10 protein-coding genes and 1 rRNA gene are annotated in these 15,420 nt (G+C 34.6%); 5 read left to right on the top strand and 6 right to left on the bottom strand.

All coding sequences use genetic code 11. The features are described 5' to 3' along the window. Positions 1 to 65: 65 nt before the first annotated feature. Positions 66 to 1,587: ribosomal RNA gene (locus ABW636_RS14355) — 16S ribosomal RNA — on the bottom strand. 928 nt (positions 1,588 to 2,515) lie between these two features. Then, positions 2,516 to 3,217 carry a DUF4294 domain-containing protein gene (locus ABW636_RS14350; RefSeq protein WP_367590755.1) on the bottom strand — a complete coding sequence of 234 codons (702 nt, stop codon included), beginning with the start codon at positions 3,215 to 3,217 and terminating at the stop codon, positions 2,516 to 2,518. Positions 3,218 to 3,469: 252 nt separating this feature from the next. Here ABW636_RS14350 and ABW636_RS14345 point away from each other — a divergent pair, with 252 nt between their 5' ends. Continuing rightward, positions 3,470 to 4,558 (top strand): M42 family metallopeptidase, encoded by a 1,089-nt coding sequence (locus tag ABW636_RS14345; RefSeq protein WP_367590754.1) that lies wholly within the window; start codon positions 3,470 to 3,472, stop codon positions 4,556 to 4,558. 68 nt (positions 4,559 to 4,626) lie between these two features. Here ABW636_RS14345 and acs read toward each other — a convergent pair whose 3' ends face one another. The 3 genes from acs to ABW636_RS14330 form a co-directional block, all read right to left on the bottom strand. After that, positions 4,627 to 6,579 carry an acetate--CoA ligase gene (gene acs, locus ABW636_RS14340; protein ID WP_367590753.1) on the bottom strand — a complete coding sequence of 651 codons (1,953 nt, stop codon included), beginning with the start codon at positions 6,577 to 6,579 and terminating at the stop codon, positions 4,627 to 4,629. Between the two features lie 151 nt (positions 6,580 to 6,730). Beyond that, positions 6,731 to 8,521, bottom strand: coding sequence for a sodium:solute symporter family protein (locus ABW636_RS14335; protein WP_367590752.1), 1,791 nt, complete (start codon positions 8,519 to 8,521; stop codon positions 6,731 to 6,733). A 1-nt stretch (position 8,522) separates the two neighbouring features. Beyond that, positions 8,523 to 8,813, bottom strand: coding sequence for a DUF4212 domain-containing protein (locus ABW636_RS14330; protein WP_367590751.1), 291 nt, complete (start codon positions 8,811 to 8,813; stop codon positions 8,523 to 8,525). A gap of 138 nt (positions 8,814 to 8,951) precedes the next feature. Here ABW636_RS14330 and ABW636_RS14325 point away from each other — a divergent pair, with 138 nt between their 5' ends. The 4 genes from ABW636_RS14325 (at position 8,952) to ABW636_RS14310 (ending at position 11,510) form a co-directional block, all read left to right on the top strand. After that, entirely contained in the window at positions 8,952 to 9,521 is a 570-nt protein-coding gene (locus tag ABW636_RS14325) for an NUDIX hydrolase (protein WP_367590750.1), read from the top strand. 83 nt (positions 9,522 to 9,604) lie between these two features. Next, positions 9,605 to 10,087, top strand: a complete 483-nt coding sequence (locus ABW636_RS14320; protein ID WP_367590749.1) for a Dps family protein — start codon at positions 9,605 to 9,607, stop codon at positions 10,085 to 10,087. Then, on the top strand, positions 10,065 to 10,937 hold the full coding sequence (locus ABW636_RS14315) for a hypothetical protein (RefSeq protein ID WP_367590748.1): 873 nt from the start codon (positions 10,065 to 10,067) through the stop codon (positions 10,935 to 10,937). Before ABW636_RS14320 ends, ABW636_RS14315 begins: the two co-directional genes overlap by 23 nt. A gap of 252 nt (positions 10,938 to 11,189) precedes the next feature. Then, a complete protein-coding gene (locus tag ABW636_RS14310; protein WP_367590747.1) occupies positions 11,190 to 11,510 on the top strand; it encodes a hypothetical protein in 321 nt (106 codons plus the stop codon). A gap of 147 nt (positions 11,511 to 11,657) precedes the next feature. Here the strand turns inward: ABW636_RS14310 and ABW636_RS14305 are convergent, their stop codons facing one another. After that, entirely contained in the window at positions 11,658 to 15,365 is a 3,708-nt protein-coding gene (locus tag ABW636_RS14305) for a metallophosphoesterase (protein ID WP_367590746.1), read from the bottom strand. Positions 15,366 to 15,420: the final 55 nt, after the last annotated feature.

Here is a 15,420-nt window from a genome sequence, read left to right as displayed (position 1 = left end):
AATTAATTAACAGCTAAAGACTATAAACACCTTAAAGTACATTCCATCGTAATGCATTTCTCTAGAAAGGAGGTGTTCCAGCCGCACCTTCCGGTACGGCTACCTTGTTACGACTTAGCCCCAGTTACCAGTTTTACCCTAGGCCGCTCCTTACGGTGACGGACTTCAGGTACCCCCAGCTTCCATGGCTTGACGGGCGGTGTGTACAAGGCCCGGGAACGTATTCACCGGATCATGGCTGATATCCGATTACTAGCGATTCCAGCTTCACGGAGTCGAGTTGCAGACTCCGATCCGAACTGTGATAGGCTTTATAGATTCGCTCCTTGTCACCAAGTGGCTGCTCTCTGTACCTACCATTGTAGCACGTGTGTGGCCCAGGACGTAAGGGCCGTGATGATTTGACGTCATCCCCACCTTCCTCGCGGTTTGCACCGGCAGTCTTGCTAGAGTTCCCGACATGACTCGCTGGCAACTAACAACAGGGGTTGCGCTCGTTATAGGACTTAACCTGACACCTCACGGCACGAGCTGACGACAACCATGCAGCACCTTGTAAATTGTCCGAAGAAAAAACTATCTCTAGTCCTGTCAATCTACATTTAAGCCCTGGTAAGGTTCCTCGCGTATCATCGAATTAAACCACATGCTCCACCGCTTGTGCGGGCCCCCGTCAATTCCTTTGAGTTTCATTCTTGCGAACGTACTCCCCAGGTGGGTTACTTATCACTTTCGCTTAGCCACTCAGACCGAAGTCCGAACAGCTAGTAACCATCGTTTACGGCGTGGACTACCAGGGTATCTAATCCTGTTCGCTACCCACGCTTTCGTCCCTTAGCGTCAATCAATTGTTAGTGATCTGCCTTCGCAATCGGTATTCTGTGTAATATCTATGCATTTCACCGCTACACTACACATTCTAACCACTTCACAATAATTCAAGACCTACAGTATCAATGGCAATTTTACGGTTGAGCCGCAAACTTTCACCACTGACTTATAGACCCGCCTACGGACCCTTTAAACCCAATGATTCCGGATAACGCTTGGATCCTCCGTATTACCGCGGCTGCTGGCACGGAGTTAGCCGATCCTTATTCGTAGAGTACCGTCAAACCGATATACATATCGGGGTTTCTTCCTCTATAAAAGTAGTTTACAACCCATAGGGCAGTCTTCCTACACGCGGCATGGCTGGATCAGAGTTGCCTCCATTGTCCAATATTCCTCACTGCTGCCTCCCGTAGGAGTCTGGTCCGTGTCTCAGTACCAGTGTGGGGGATCTCCCTCTCAGGACCCCTATCTATCGTAGCCTTGGTATGCCGTTACCATACCAACTAGCTAATAGAACGCATAGCCATCTTATAGCAATAAATCTTTAATCTTTAATGAATGCTCACTTAAGATACTATAAGGTATTAATCCAAATTTCTCTGGGCTATCCCTTACTATAAGGTAGGTTCTATACGCGTTACGCACCCGTGCGCCGGTCGTCAGCAATAGCAAGCTATCCTGTTACCCCTCGACTTGCATGTGTTAAGCCTGCCGCTAGCGTTCATCCTGAGCCAGGATCAAACTCTTCATCGTTTGTCTTTAAATATTATTTGAAAACAAAACAACGGAATTTATCGTACTCTTTGATGTTTCTAGTCTTTATTCTTTAATATGTAAATAACTATCTCTAGTTAAATACGCGCTGTCAATCAATATGTCTATGAACTTTTTATAATTACTGAAGCAATCTTCTTCGCCAGTAAATACTTGTTAATCAATAAGGAATCGAACCCTATAAATGCCTTTTAAAACATCTTACTCCAGTACAATCTTTTTATGAACTTCGCTCTGTTTCTTAAAGCGGGTGCAAATATACAACCCTTTTTTATTCTACAAAGCTTTTTTTAAACTTTTTTTTGAAATTTATTAATCTCTTAATAATCTCAAAAAATAATCAGAACTCCTACAAAACAATCCTCCGTTTTGCGGCTGCAAACCTACAACCTTTTTTATTTCTAATCACAATTTTTTTGATCTTTTTTTTTAAAGTTTTTTAACCCTTTCTTAAAATCAAATCCTGTCTATGAACTTACAAAACAATCTCCCGTTTTGCGGCTGCAAACCTACAACCTTTTTTTATTCTGACAAGACTTTTTTAAAAAAAATAATTAAAAAATAATTAAAAAATAAATCTCAAAATTAATACCTCAATGAACAACAAAACTTATAGCCGTTTTGCGGGTGCAAACATAAAACCTTTTCTTAAATCGGCAAGGGCTTTTTTAAATTATTTATCAATAAATCCTCTAAGAAAACAGGAAACACTTGATTTTAAAAAAGATAGAACACGAAGATAATGAATTTTCTGAAATTAAGAATAAATTTCTTTTACTTTTTTAATACAAAAACACCTCTCTTATTATCAAAACTAACACCTTTATACTATTATCAAGGAAAAAGAATTGACACCATCTAAAAAATACAACAACTATACTATAGTAATATCATAAACTCTAAACGGTCACTTTTTTTTCACAGATGTTGTTTTAGTATCATCTGTCCATTTATTTCGCAAATCATAAAAACTAAAACTTAATGCTGTTTTTTGTTCTTGTAATATATTAGATTGAAAACTACGCTGTAAAATATCTTCTATCCAATAGTCTTCTTCTATATTAATAGGATCGTATTTTTCTTTTAAGGAGATATTAAAAAGTCTTGCAGTATTATTATACCAAAATGCTCTCCATCCACTTCTATATTCTTTTACCAACTCGAACATCGTCTTACCTGTTTGCCTATAAATCAACTTAACTAATATCTGACCTTCTGTACGGGTAAGTTTTTTTAATTCTTTGGTAAACTCTTCTTCCATGTATTTCTGAAGTATTTTAATATAGCGTTTACGCTTACGTTTAGATTCGATTGTAACCAATCGTTCATTAAGAGTGGTGAGTCTATCTGCAGCTAGTTTGGCATAAGGATACACTTTTCTTGTTTTTCGCCTAAGAATTAGATACTTTCTTCTTGCAAGTTTATCTTTAAAACTTAATTTTCCTAAAATAACTACTTCATCAAGATCAATTGCCTCATGCGGAATTGTATCTCCTTCTACAATATAATACTGAACATACCCTGTAGTATCCAATACTTTATTATTATCTTCTTGGGCAGATACTAGCGTGCTTAGTAATATTACTATAAACGATATATGTTTTAACATAAAAAATATAAGTCAAATTAAATCTATCCCAAAATTAACAATTAACCATTTGTAAACTGTAAAATCTATGTGAATATTGCTATTTTCGCATTAAATATTCTATAAAATAGACTTATATGAATATTTAATTAATTTTTATTTTAAAAGTTCGAAAGCAACGTTTTTTACATAGTATCAAAAACAAGCGTCACCAACAGACGCATTGCTACATTACTTTTCAACACAAAGTTTCATTAATAAAACAATTATTCGATGGCAAAAAAGAGCATTCTAAATAAACAATCGTTAACTTTTCTTGAAAAATATCTAAATAATGCTGCCCCTACCGGTTATGAATGGGAAGGGCAAAAAATCTGGATGGATTATTTAAAACCTTATGTAGATGAGTTTATCACAGATACCTACGGAACTGCAGTTGGAGTTATCAATCCAAAAGCAAAGTACAAAGTCGTTATCGAAGGTCATGCAGATGAAATCTCATGGTATGTAAATTATATTACTGATAACGGACTTATCTATGTAATTAGAAACGGCGGTAGTGATCACCAAATTGCCACTTCTAAACGTGTAAATATTCATACTAAAAAAGGGATTGTTAAGGGAGTTTTTGGTTGGCCCGCAATACACACGAGAAACAGAGCAAAAGAAGAGGCACCTAAACTAGACAATATATGTATAGATGTAGGGTGTACTACAAAAGAAGAAGTTCTAGAGCTTGGAGTTCATGTTGGGTGCGTTATTACTTATCCAGATGAGTTTTTTATACTTAATAATGACAAGTTTGTTTGCCGTGCTCTGGACAATCGAATGGGTGGATTTATGATTGCTGAAGTAGCTCGTTTACTTAAAGAAAATAAAAAAGAGCTTCCGTTTGGGTTATATATTACCAATTCTGTACAAGAAGAAATCGGTCTTAGAGGAGCAGAAATGATCACCCAAACCATTAAACCAGACGTGGCAATTGTTACTGATGTTTGTCATGATACAACAACCCCAATGATCGAAAAGAAAACACAAGGGGAAACTAAAATTGGTGATGGACCGGTTATCTCATATGCACCAGCTGTACAAAATAAACTTAGAGAGTTACTAATTGATACCGCAGAAGATAAAGAGATTCCATTTCAGCGTATGGCATCAAGTAGAATGACAGGAACTGATACAGATGCATTTGCTTATAGTAATGGAGGAGTTGCTTCTGCTTTGATTTCTTTACCTCTACGATATATGCATACAACGGTAGAAATGGTTCATAGAGATGATGTTGAAAATGTAATCAAGCTTATCTACGAAAGCATTTTGAATATTAAGGATGGAGACACTTTTAGCTATTTCGATTAATTTAAAACATTGATAAATAAATAAAAAGCCCTCGTTTATAGTAACGAGGGCTTTTGTTTTTTACATACTTATAATGCATTTTCCATAATCTCTTCTACCACTTCTGGATTTAAAAGTGTAGAAGTATCTCCTAAATTAGAAGTATCGCTTGATGCTATTTTTCGTAAGATTCTTCTCATTATCTTACCACTTCTTGTTTTAGGCAACCCGTTTACAAACTGAACTTTATCTGGTTTTGCAATCGGTCCAATGGTATTTGAAACTTGGTTTCTGATTTCTGAAATAAGAGAATCATCTCCTGTTTGTCCTTCATACAAGGTTACATATGCATACAATGCGGTTCCTTTTATATCATGTGGAAATCCAACAATAGCAGATTCTGCCACTGCCAAATGCTCATTAATAGCATTTTCTATAGGAGCTGTACCCAAATTATGCCCAGATACAATCACTACATCATCTACTCTACCCGTAATCCTGAAATTTCCAGTAGCATCTCTATATGCACCGTCACCTGTAAAGTACATATTCTGATAAGTAGAGAAATATACCTCTTTGTATCGTTGGTGATTTCCATAAATAGTCCTAGCTATCGAAGGCCAGGGAAATTTAATCGCCAGGCGTCCTTCTGATTTTTCTGACTTAAATTCTATCTCATTTCCTTCTTCATCCATCAAAACCGGTTGAATCCCAGGTAATGGCAAGGTTGCAAAGGTTGGGCGTGTTGGTGTGATTCCGGCCAAAGGAGAAATCATGATCCCTCCTGTTTCTGTTTGCCACCAAGTATCTACAATAGGAGCATTTCCTTTTCCTATATTATCATTATACCAATGCCAAGCTTCTTCGTTTATAGGTTCTCCTACCGATCCTAAAACTTTAAGCGATGACAAATCATGTTGATTTACTAATTCTATGGGTTGTTTGGCCAATGCTCTAATAGCGGTTGGAGCCGTATAAAAATGAGTAACATTCAGCTTATCACAAATTTCCCAGAAACGTCCATAATCAGGATAACTTGGTACTCCTTCGAACATCACTGTCGTAGCTCCTGTTGCCAGGGGACCATAAATAATATACGAATGCCCTGTAATCCAGCCTATATCTGCTGTACACCAATATACATCACCGTTATTTCCTCCTTGAGACTTGTTTCCGGAAGCCGCTATGTGATCACATTGAAACACATTTGCAAAAGTATAGGCAGTATATACCATATACCCTCCTGTTGTATGCACCATTCCTTTGGGCTTTCCTGTAGAACCAGATGTATACAAAATAAACAACATATCTTCTGCATCCATAACTTCTGCAGGGCATTCTTTGCTCACTTTTTGCAATTCATCAAACCAAAACTTATCTCTTCCCTCTTGCATTGGTGTAGGCTCTACCGTTCTTCTATATACGATTACGGTTTCTATAGATGGAGTCTGCTTCAATGCTTCATCACACATTTCTTTTAGTTTTACTGGCTTTGCTCCTCTATAGACTTCATTAGCCGTAATAAGCATTTTACATTGCGAATCATTAATTCTACTAGCAATTGCTGTACTTGAGAATCCTGCAAATACAATAGAATGCACTGCTCCTATACGAGCACAGGCCAACATGGCAATTGCAAGCTCTGGAATCATAGGCATGTATAAACACACTCTATCTCCTTTTTTGATTCCATTATTCTTTAAGACATTAGCAAAGTGACATACTTTAACATAAAGTTGTCTATAGGTGATATGTCTCGATTCTTCATCTGGATCGTTAGGCTCCCATATGATTGCGGTTTTATTTCCAAGTTTTTCAAGATGACGGTCCAGGCAATTTTCGGTAATATTCAATTTACCCCCTTCAAACCATTTTATTTCAGGTTTTGAAAAATCCCAATCTAATGTTTTATTCCATCTTTTATGCCAGTAGAATTTTTCTGCTACTGTATCCCAAAATGCTTCAGGGTTTGTTACACTTTCCTGATAAGCTTCCTTATATTCTGCAAAAGAACGAAGTTGAAGCGTGTCTCTTATTTCCATGATTCGTGATTAATTTTGATGATGTTAATTTCAAATAAAATAGTCTAATGTCAAAAAAAAATCGACCATTAACTTTTAATTTAAAACCAACAACATATATTTTCAATTGATATTCGTATCTACGTTATTGTATTTGTAGATTTTTATTCATTTAATGTGTCGAAGATGCTCCTGCATTATTTGGTATTCTAATTTGTTCTACTATATCTTGTACATCTCTTGGCGGAGGTGAAGTAAAATAGCAGATTACTAGGGACACGATAAAATTAATGAGCATTGCAACCGCTCCAAAACCTTCTGGAGAAATCCCAAACCACCATTCATCAGGAGATGGAAGCACCTCATCAAACCACCCGAGTTTATATTTTACCATATATAATAGCATACAAACGATACCTACTAGCATTCCGGCAATAGCTCCTTCTTTGTTCATTCTCTTGTAAAAAATCCCCAGTACAATTGCAGGAAAAAAGGAGGCAGCTGCTAAACCAAATGCCAATGCCACTACAGCAGCTACAAAACCAGGAGGGTTAATCCCAAAATACCCTGCTACACAAACGGCAGCAACTGCAGATAATCTTGCTGCAATTAATTCTCCTCTTTCTGAAATATCTGGCTTAATCATTTTTTTAATCAAATCATGAGATACCGAAGAAGATATTACTAATAACAAACCTGCAGCAGTTGACAGTGCTGCTGCCAATCCACCTGCTGCAACCAAAGCAATTACCCAATTAGGAAGATTCGCTATTTCTGGATTGGCTAATACCATAATGTCTCTATCTACAAACAACTCATTTTTGGTTGCTACGTTAACATTGGTAATCCTTCGCTCTCCATGTTGTCCACGTTGATCCGGATCGAATATAGGTTTATTTTTATTTCCTTCTACTGCATGCCCATTGGCATATTGCACTTTACCATCTTTATTTTTATCTATCCATCCTAGTAACCCGGTATCTTCCCAATTCTTAAACCAAGTAGGTAGTTCCTGATATTTTTTGTGTTGTACTGACTCTATCAAATTTGTTTTTGCAAACACGGCCACCGCCGGAGCGGTTGTATAAAGTATGGCTATTAGTAATAAGGCATATCCCGCAGATTTGCGAGCATCTTTTACTCTTTTTACAGTAAAAAACCGAACAATAACATGGGGTAATCCTGCCGTGCCCACCATTAATGCCAATGTAATTGCAAACACATCTAACACCGATTTGGAACCATCTGTATATGCAGAAAATCCTAAATCGGTACTTAAACCATCTAATTTATCCAAAAGGTAGGTTCCTGATCCATCTGCTACGGTATCACCAAAACCTAATTGAGGAATTGGATTACCTGTCATTTGTATTGAAATAAAAATCGCGGGTACCATAAATGCAAAAATCAACACACAATATTGTGCTACTTGCGTATAGGTTATTCCTTTCATTCCTCCTAATACCGCATAAAAAAGAACAATGACCATACCTATGACTACACCCGTATTAATTTCGACCTCGAGAAATCTAGAAAACACTATTCCTACACCTCTCATTTGCCCTGCAACATAAGTAAAAGATACTAGAAGTGCACAAAAAACGGCTACCGATCTTGCTGTTTTCGAATAATACCGATCTCCTATAAAATCTGGAACTGTAAATTTTCCAAATTTTCTTAGATAAGGAGCCAAAAGAAGAGCTAGTAATACATAACCGCCGGTCCACCCCATAAGATAAACAGCACCATCATACCCTGCAAAAGCAATAATTCCTGCCATGGATATAAATGAAGCGGCACTCATCCAATCTGCCGCAGTCGCCATTCCATTAGCTAATGGAGACACCCCTCCTCCTGCAACATAAAAATCTTTTGTTGATCCTGCTCTTGACCAGATCGCTATTCCTATATATAAAGCAAATGTAATCCCTACCAAAATGTATGTCCAAACTTGTACTGTCATCTTAATTCGATTTATCGTTTAAGTTGCTATCATCTTTATCATATCCATATTTTTTATCTAGTTTATTCATTAATCTGACATAGATAAATATCAAAATCACAAAAACATAGATAGCTCCTTGTTGTGCAAACCAAAACCCTAGTCTAAATCCTCCCACCTTAATTTCATTGAGCGCTTCTTTAAATAAAATTCCTGCTCCATAAGAAACAATAAACCAAACAGAGAGAAGAATAAGTAAATATTTCACATTCTCCTTCCAATACGCCCTAGCGTTAGCATTATTTGAAGACATACATTATTTTTTTAGTCAATTAAAGTATTGAACTTTATACTTTCAATTTAAGCCAATGAAGTTAATCAATATTTATTATTTTGTGATTGAATCTTCTTTTTAATTAATTTCACTTTTTATAAGACTTTGTAATACAAGATGACAGATGAATACATTGATATATTAGATAAACACGGAAAACCAACCGGAGTGGTGCAATTAAAATCTGAAGCACATCGTTTGGGCCTATATCATGCAAGTGTACACATATGGTTTTTTAAATCATCCGGAGAGTTATTATTGCAAAAAAGAGCTTTTGATAAAGACACCTACCCAGGTTTATGGGATGTTTCTGTCGCGGGACATATAGGGACCGAAGAATCTGTTGTAAATGCTGCGATTAGAGAAATTAAAGAAGAAATAGGAATAGCTATTGAAATTGCTAATCTAGAACATATTGGTCTTTGGCTGTCTCAAAAAATACCTGTTGCTTATTTATTTGACAATGAGTTTCAACACATCTTTCTTGTACGATCTAATATTAACTTAGAGGATATATCTCTTCAAGAAGAAGAGGTCTGTGAAATTAAGTTCATTGACATCAAAAAACTACAAATGCATCTCAAAGACCCCATATATTCTAAAAAAATATGTGCCACATGGGGTCGAGTATTTTTCATTTATAATAGAAAGCGTTTTGAATCGATTAGCATAATAGTTCTATCATAACTAACTATTGTAATTTTAATTGTTCATAAGAAAACTATAGTACATTTGAATTAAAAACAAAAATGCAATAAACAAAAACTATAATGAAAGCCATTACAAAACCTAATCCTGAAATAATTGAAACGCTAAATACGGTAATACTCGATTATCATTTGTATTATCAAAAATTACGTACATTCCATTGGAGTATCTCTGGTCCGTATTATTTTGAATCTCATGTGAAATTTGAAGTGCTTTATGAAGCTGCCAAACAAAAAATGGACGAAATTGCAGAAAGTATATTAACCATAAATGGAACATCTGCAAATAACGAAACTAGCAATTGGTCAATCTTAAATTTTAAAAAAAAGGAAACTGATTTGACGGATGATAAAATAGTTTCAATTATTCATGAGTTGATTTCGACTTTACTTGAAGACAATGAAACATTATTAAAGGAATTAAATGTAATGACTCAGAAAGCAAGTGATGTTAATGATAAAGTGACTTTGGATATCATAGGAAGTTATTTAGAAGAATTAGAAAAAACAAGTTGGATGCACAATGCTTGGAATCAAAGAAAATAAGATATCGCGCATTACTTACTATATCCTTTTTTTACTGATAATAATAAGCTGTAAGAAATTTGGTAATGATAATTTAAAGGTTATTAATAAACTCGCAAAACCACTGGGTGAACTATCTGGAATTACCATATTATCTGATAGTTTGTTATACGGAATTAATGATTCTGGCAATAAGAATGAAATTTTTATTTTAGATCAAAAAGGGAATATTTTAGATAAAAAACGTATTCCAAATTCTAAAAACATAGATTGGGAAGATATAACTTATGATGCTCATAATAATTTGTATGTTGGTGATTTTGGAAACAATAAGAACGTACGAAAAGATTTAGCCATCTATAAAATTTCTGGTTTATTCGATTCAGAATTAAACGTCTCGAAGATAACTTTCTACTTCGAAGATCAGAAAAAATTTCCTCCAAAGAAAAAACGATTACGTTTTGATGTAGAAGCAATGATACATCTAAAAGGGTATTTATACTTGTTTACAAAAAACAGGATAAAAAACGATGATATACTTACCAATCTATATAAGGTACCTAGTACTTCTGGTAATCATGCTGCCCAATTTATCGGTAGTTTTAAAATTAATCATGATGCTACCGATTTTATAACAGGTGCAACTATTAATCAAACTAAAGATAAAATTGCTCTTTTAGCTCATAGTAAAATATGGTTGTTAAGTGATTTTAATAAAGATCCTTTTTTTGATGGTACTATTACAGTAATAGACTTAAAGCACTCTTCTCAAAAAGAAGGTATTTGTTTCAAAAACGATAGCACACTACTCATTGTTGATGAACGAAGAACACACACAAAATCATATCTATATGAGTACAAGCTACAGTAACGGCATTGTGTTAAAAATATTCAAAAAAGTTATTAACAACAACACACTTAAACCTATAATTTAACCTTTTATCGATCAATCCTTTAAAACTACTATGCTTGAATAGGTAAATTGTAATAAAAAACCTACTTATTAACAATTTATAAACTTTCAAAAGACAACAACTGTCGACGAACGGTTATTTATTATATCAATAATCCTTAATTTAGCACTAGCTGATTAAAAGAATTATAAACCCCAAAAAAAAATTACATGAAGGCCGCCCCTACCTATTTAATGTTTGTTTTTATAATATTATCAGGAACTCTATATTGTCAAAAAGATAATACATTCTTAAAAAAACAAACAAACGAAAACATTTCCAGAATCGAAGCTCCTCTTAAAAAACCTAATCAAAAAAAAATTATCCAGGAATCTAAACTTCAAGTATTTCCTGAAAGTAATATACATTCGAAAAACGTTGTAAATTCTGAAGTAAGCACAAAAGATTTGAATAAAACAGAAAATCAAGCCAAGGTTATCTATGAAATATCAGAAGTTGCTACCCCCAGAACTACAATAGATTTTTTCTAGCAAAATTTTATTTGGTTACTAATTAATTACTATTAAACTAAAGGGTTTATGATTATAATCATAAACCCTTATTTATAAATTAATTACATCAAAATCTATATCCATTGCATTACCTCAACAGAAGTTATAATGAATACAGTGATTATTCTAAAAACTCATTCCAAAACCAAAAGTAAATCGTATCCCTTCATCGCCAGAAAACACTCCTAATTGCCCTCCGAGTGTATCTACTGCATTTAACCACAGTCCTCCTCCAAAATCATCATGCCATACATCTATATCATTATCATCATACCACACACGACCAATATCATATCCACCAAAAACTCCTAATTGCAAAGGCATTATTCCTGTTTTAAATTTATTAAAACTATATCGAAGATCTCCGCTAAATGCTAATGCACTATTTCCTGTAAACCTTTCTTCTCTAAACGCTCTTAATCCTTTACTTCCTCCTAAGGTCGCTCCTTGATAAAACTCAAAATCGTTACCTAAGATAGTTTCTGCCATTACTTCTGTTTTAAGCACTAGTTTTCTATTTCTTGTTATCGAATTATAAAACCCCAGCTTTGGTTTAATATACCCAAAAACTCTATCGGTATTGTTTATATTCATAGTACCACCTGTAACCATTTTAAACAACATTCCTCTTGTTGGGTTAACAGGGTTATCATAGCTCCCAAAAACATATTGGACAGTAAGGTTTGTAAAGAATTTTCTATCAAAGAAATCATTATCCGTTGTTACAAAACCAAGTCCAGAGGTAATAAATCTATTTTCACTATCTTGAACTTCTACTCCTTGATACTCGGCTTTTAATAAAAACTCACTTCCCGAACGCCCTTTCTTAGCGATTCCCATACTACCAGACCACATACTGGTTTTTACTCTGTTATAGTCTAAATCAAGTTCTTCATCTGGATTAATTGTATTGTTTCCAAATCCAAAGAAATTTTGTGCATAATTCTCGCTAGTATATCGTCCATCAATAAGAAAATTCCAATTTCCGAGGGCATGAACAAATTCTCCAGAGTATGTCAATTCATATCCGTTTGTTTCAAAAAAATAAGCGGTTCCAAATTTGTGTCTGCTATGGTACGGATTATTTTTAAACCCTTTTACGGTATAAACATCGGTAACATTAATATTCATTCCGTCATCTGGATTAAACCCTATAAAAGGAGTAATCGTATTTGTTCTATCTATATATTTATAGTGATCAAACACGTTATAAGAGTAGATATCACTAAAAATAAACTTTGCACCTCCCTTTTTACGAATAGTATTAGGTTTTGATTTATGATCATATACCTTGATTTTTTTACCATTTTCGATTTCATAGATATCATTATTTTGTCCTCCAACTATTCTTATTCTAATAGGGTTTTGTCCATTTCCTTTTACTACAAATCGATCATCATCATCCAAGCCATACACCCAAATTTCTTTAGTTTCTTTCGAATCAAAAGTTCTTGTGCTATAAGGCTCTAATGGTTTTCCTTTTTTAATTCTGGATACATTTATAATCGTCTTATTGTTCTCTCTAAGTATTTCGAAATAATCATCCTTATCGGTTCCTTTTATAATACCATGTTTTGAAAGGTAATCATAATAATTGCCAGCAATGTCTTCTACCTGATTTCTTCTGGAAATAAGTGCGTTCATTATTCTTGTACTGGTTTCATCCCGAAGTTCTTTGGGTAATTCTGAAAATGCATTTTTTATGGCAGTATCTGATAAGTTCTCTTTGATATATTTTGCCTCTGTTAGCCAAATATTTTTCTCTGAATTCTGAGTCAAAATTCTATCCAAAGGAAGTCCGGACTGATTCATCCATCTCGGTTTTTTTATTTCGCCATCATAAACTTGAAATTTTCTCATTAAAGGAACTACAAATTTTATAGCATCTATAATCAAGCCGTCGTAATTACAAAACACTTGATCTCTGTCTTTAGGAATCGGTCTATATGTCTTACCGTTTTCTGTATCAAAACGAGCCCACCTCCATTGGTCTGAATGCCTATCCCAATCACCCAAAATCATATCAAAAAGACGCGTCCTGATATAATGTTTTTGATCTATCTGATATTCTTCATCTTTTCGTAGTTTTCGTAAAAAGTCTTCGGTCCCTTCAATATCATCAGGTTTACCAAAAGATATTTGATCATTATGTTCTTTTCCAGGTCTTTCTTCCAGAAAGTATAGTTCATCTCCAAAACTTTCGTTGTAGGTACCAAGAGCAGGGTGCTTAGGTATGAAATAAACTTTTGGATTGGCATGGTATACGCCTATAGCATCTGCCAACGTACCCACAGTCAAAAACGCATATGGATAACCAGAGGTATAAAAATCTAATAACAGATCTTCGGTAAAAGTATTATCAAAACTATCTTCGAGGTACGTATATTTAAAAACACCCTTTTGCAAGAATTGAGTAACACTTTTTCTCATTGCTCTAAGGCTATAGCGTTTACCCGTTTCTTTATTGACAAGCCTTAAGGATCTTGTAACCTGTCCTCCTCCTTGTCTTTCTATGGTAAATCCTCCCATCAAAGTATCTAATGTTGCTACTGGAAAAACAATACCCTTACCATACACTTCTCGATAATGGTCCCCCCAAAAGGATTGAAATAGTTTTGATTTCTTCACTTCATTCTTATCATAAATTGAAGCTGACATTTCATTTTTAAAAGAATTCTTATACGAACTGTAATCAAACACTTCTCTCTTTTTATGAATTTGTGTTTGATACACCAATTTAGGAGTTCCGTTTTCGCCTGCATAAAAACGAACATTCGATGCGCCATTTTTATATACATCTACAATTGCAAACCCTTGTCCCGGATAAGAGAATAAACCATCTTTGCCTAATCTGGCAGCAGTCACTTTCGAGCCTGACCCAGATACTATTTGCTTAAGGCCGTTGTCATCGATATATTGTAACGAATGTTCATGTCCTGAAGCAAAAACTACCCTATCCAAACCTCGTGTCATGGTAGCAATCCTTTTCATTAACTGGGTATAATGTAAATTTGAAGCATCTTGTACAGATACTCCTCCTTGTGAACGAATTAAAGTGGCTAGTGAACCTAAAACAGGTAAAGGAATCTTCTTTTTTGACGGAAAAATATGTTTGTCAAAACTATACCCTCCTCCATGCGGCCCATTCGTATGCATAGGATGATGCATTGCAATAAGAATAGTCTTTTTGCTATGTTTTTTTAACTCTCCTTCTAATTCTCCAAAGAATTTTTCTCTAGTTTTAATTTCACAATCATCATTTATAGTAGGATGTTTATCCCAATTGGCCAAATACCACTGAGTATCCAGAATAAGTAAATGTACTTCATCACTTACTTCAATACTTTGTATAGGGCACCCTTTGGCAGGCAAAAATGCCTTTTTGTTTTTAGTTTTCTTTTGCACATATTTTTCTTGCCTGGCTAGTCCTTCCAGACCATTATCATACCAATCGTGATTCCCTGGAATAAAAATCATTTCTCCTTCGAACTTTTTGGCTGCCTGTATTTGTGCATCAATTCTATGTTCTGATAATGCTCTATCTGCCGCTTCTTTTTTAGGCATTCCTTTTTGGTAAATATTATCTCCCAAAAAAAGCAAATAATCTCCTTTTGTTTTTGCAGTATCCAATACTTTTTCTAAAAGCGATAAGCCTTCTGTACTTTTATTCATAGTAGCATTTCCTGCATCTCCAACTAGATAGAATGTTTTCTCTATGGGTGTGTTTGGTAATGTTTTATCATAATTTTCGACTTTATACCTGGGAGAATATGTTGCGCATGAAGCAAGTAATAGTGTAATATAAATCGTTAGAATCTTGTTATATTTATTCATTATGTGAAGTATAATCTCTTTTTTTTAATTACTTTGTTATCGAAAAATTATAAGT

Source organism: Aquimarina discodermiae (assembly GCF_040786235.1).
Lineage (GTDB): Bacteria > Bacteroidota > Bacteroidia > Flavobacteriales > Flavobacteriaceae > Aquimarina.
Note: the sequence above shows the minus strand (reverse complement) of the source record. Positions and strands in the feature narration are given on the sequence as shown.

Bases quoted from the DNA above. Each gene is read 5' to 3' on its own strand.
- ABW636_RS14335 (WP_367590752.1), bottom strand. From the start codon at position 8,521: ATGACAGTACAAGTTTGGACATACATTTTGGTAGGGATTACATTTGCT.
- ABW636_RS14325 (WP_367590750.1), top strand. From the start codon at position 8,952: ATGACAGATGAATACATTGATATATTAGATAAACACGGAAAACCAACC.
- ABW636_RS14330 (WP_367590751.1), bottom strand. From the start codon at position 8,813: ATGTCTTCAAATAATGCTAACGCTAGGGCGTATTGGAAGGAGAATGTG.
- ABW636_RS14305 (WP_367590746.1), bottom strand. From the start codon at position 15,365: ATGAATAAATATAACAAGATTCTAACGATTTATATTACACTATTACTT.
- ABW636_RS14315 (WP_367590748.1), top strand. From the start codon at position 10,065: ATGCTTGGAATCAAAGAAAATAAGATATCGCGCATTACTTACTATATC.
- ABW636_RS14310 (WP_367590747.1), top strand. From the start codon at position 11,190: ATGAAGGCCGCCCCTACCTATTTAATGTTTGTTTTTATAATATTATCA.
- ABW636_RS14320 (WP_367590749.1), top strand. From the start codon at position 9,605: ATGAAAGCCATTACAAAACCTAATCCTGAAATAATTGAAACGCTAAAT.
- ABW636_RS14345 (WP_367590754.1), top strand. From the start codon at position 3,470: ATGGCAAAAAAGAGCATTCTAAATAAACAATCGTTAACTTTTCTTGAA.
- acs (WP_367590753.1), bottom strand. From the start codon at position 6,579: ATGGAAATAAGAGACACGCTTCAACTTCGTTCTTTTGCAGAATATAAG.
- ABW636_RS14350 (WP_367590755.1), bottom strand. From the start codon at position 3,217: ATGTTAAAACATATATCGTTTATAGTAATATTACTAAGCACGCTAGTA.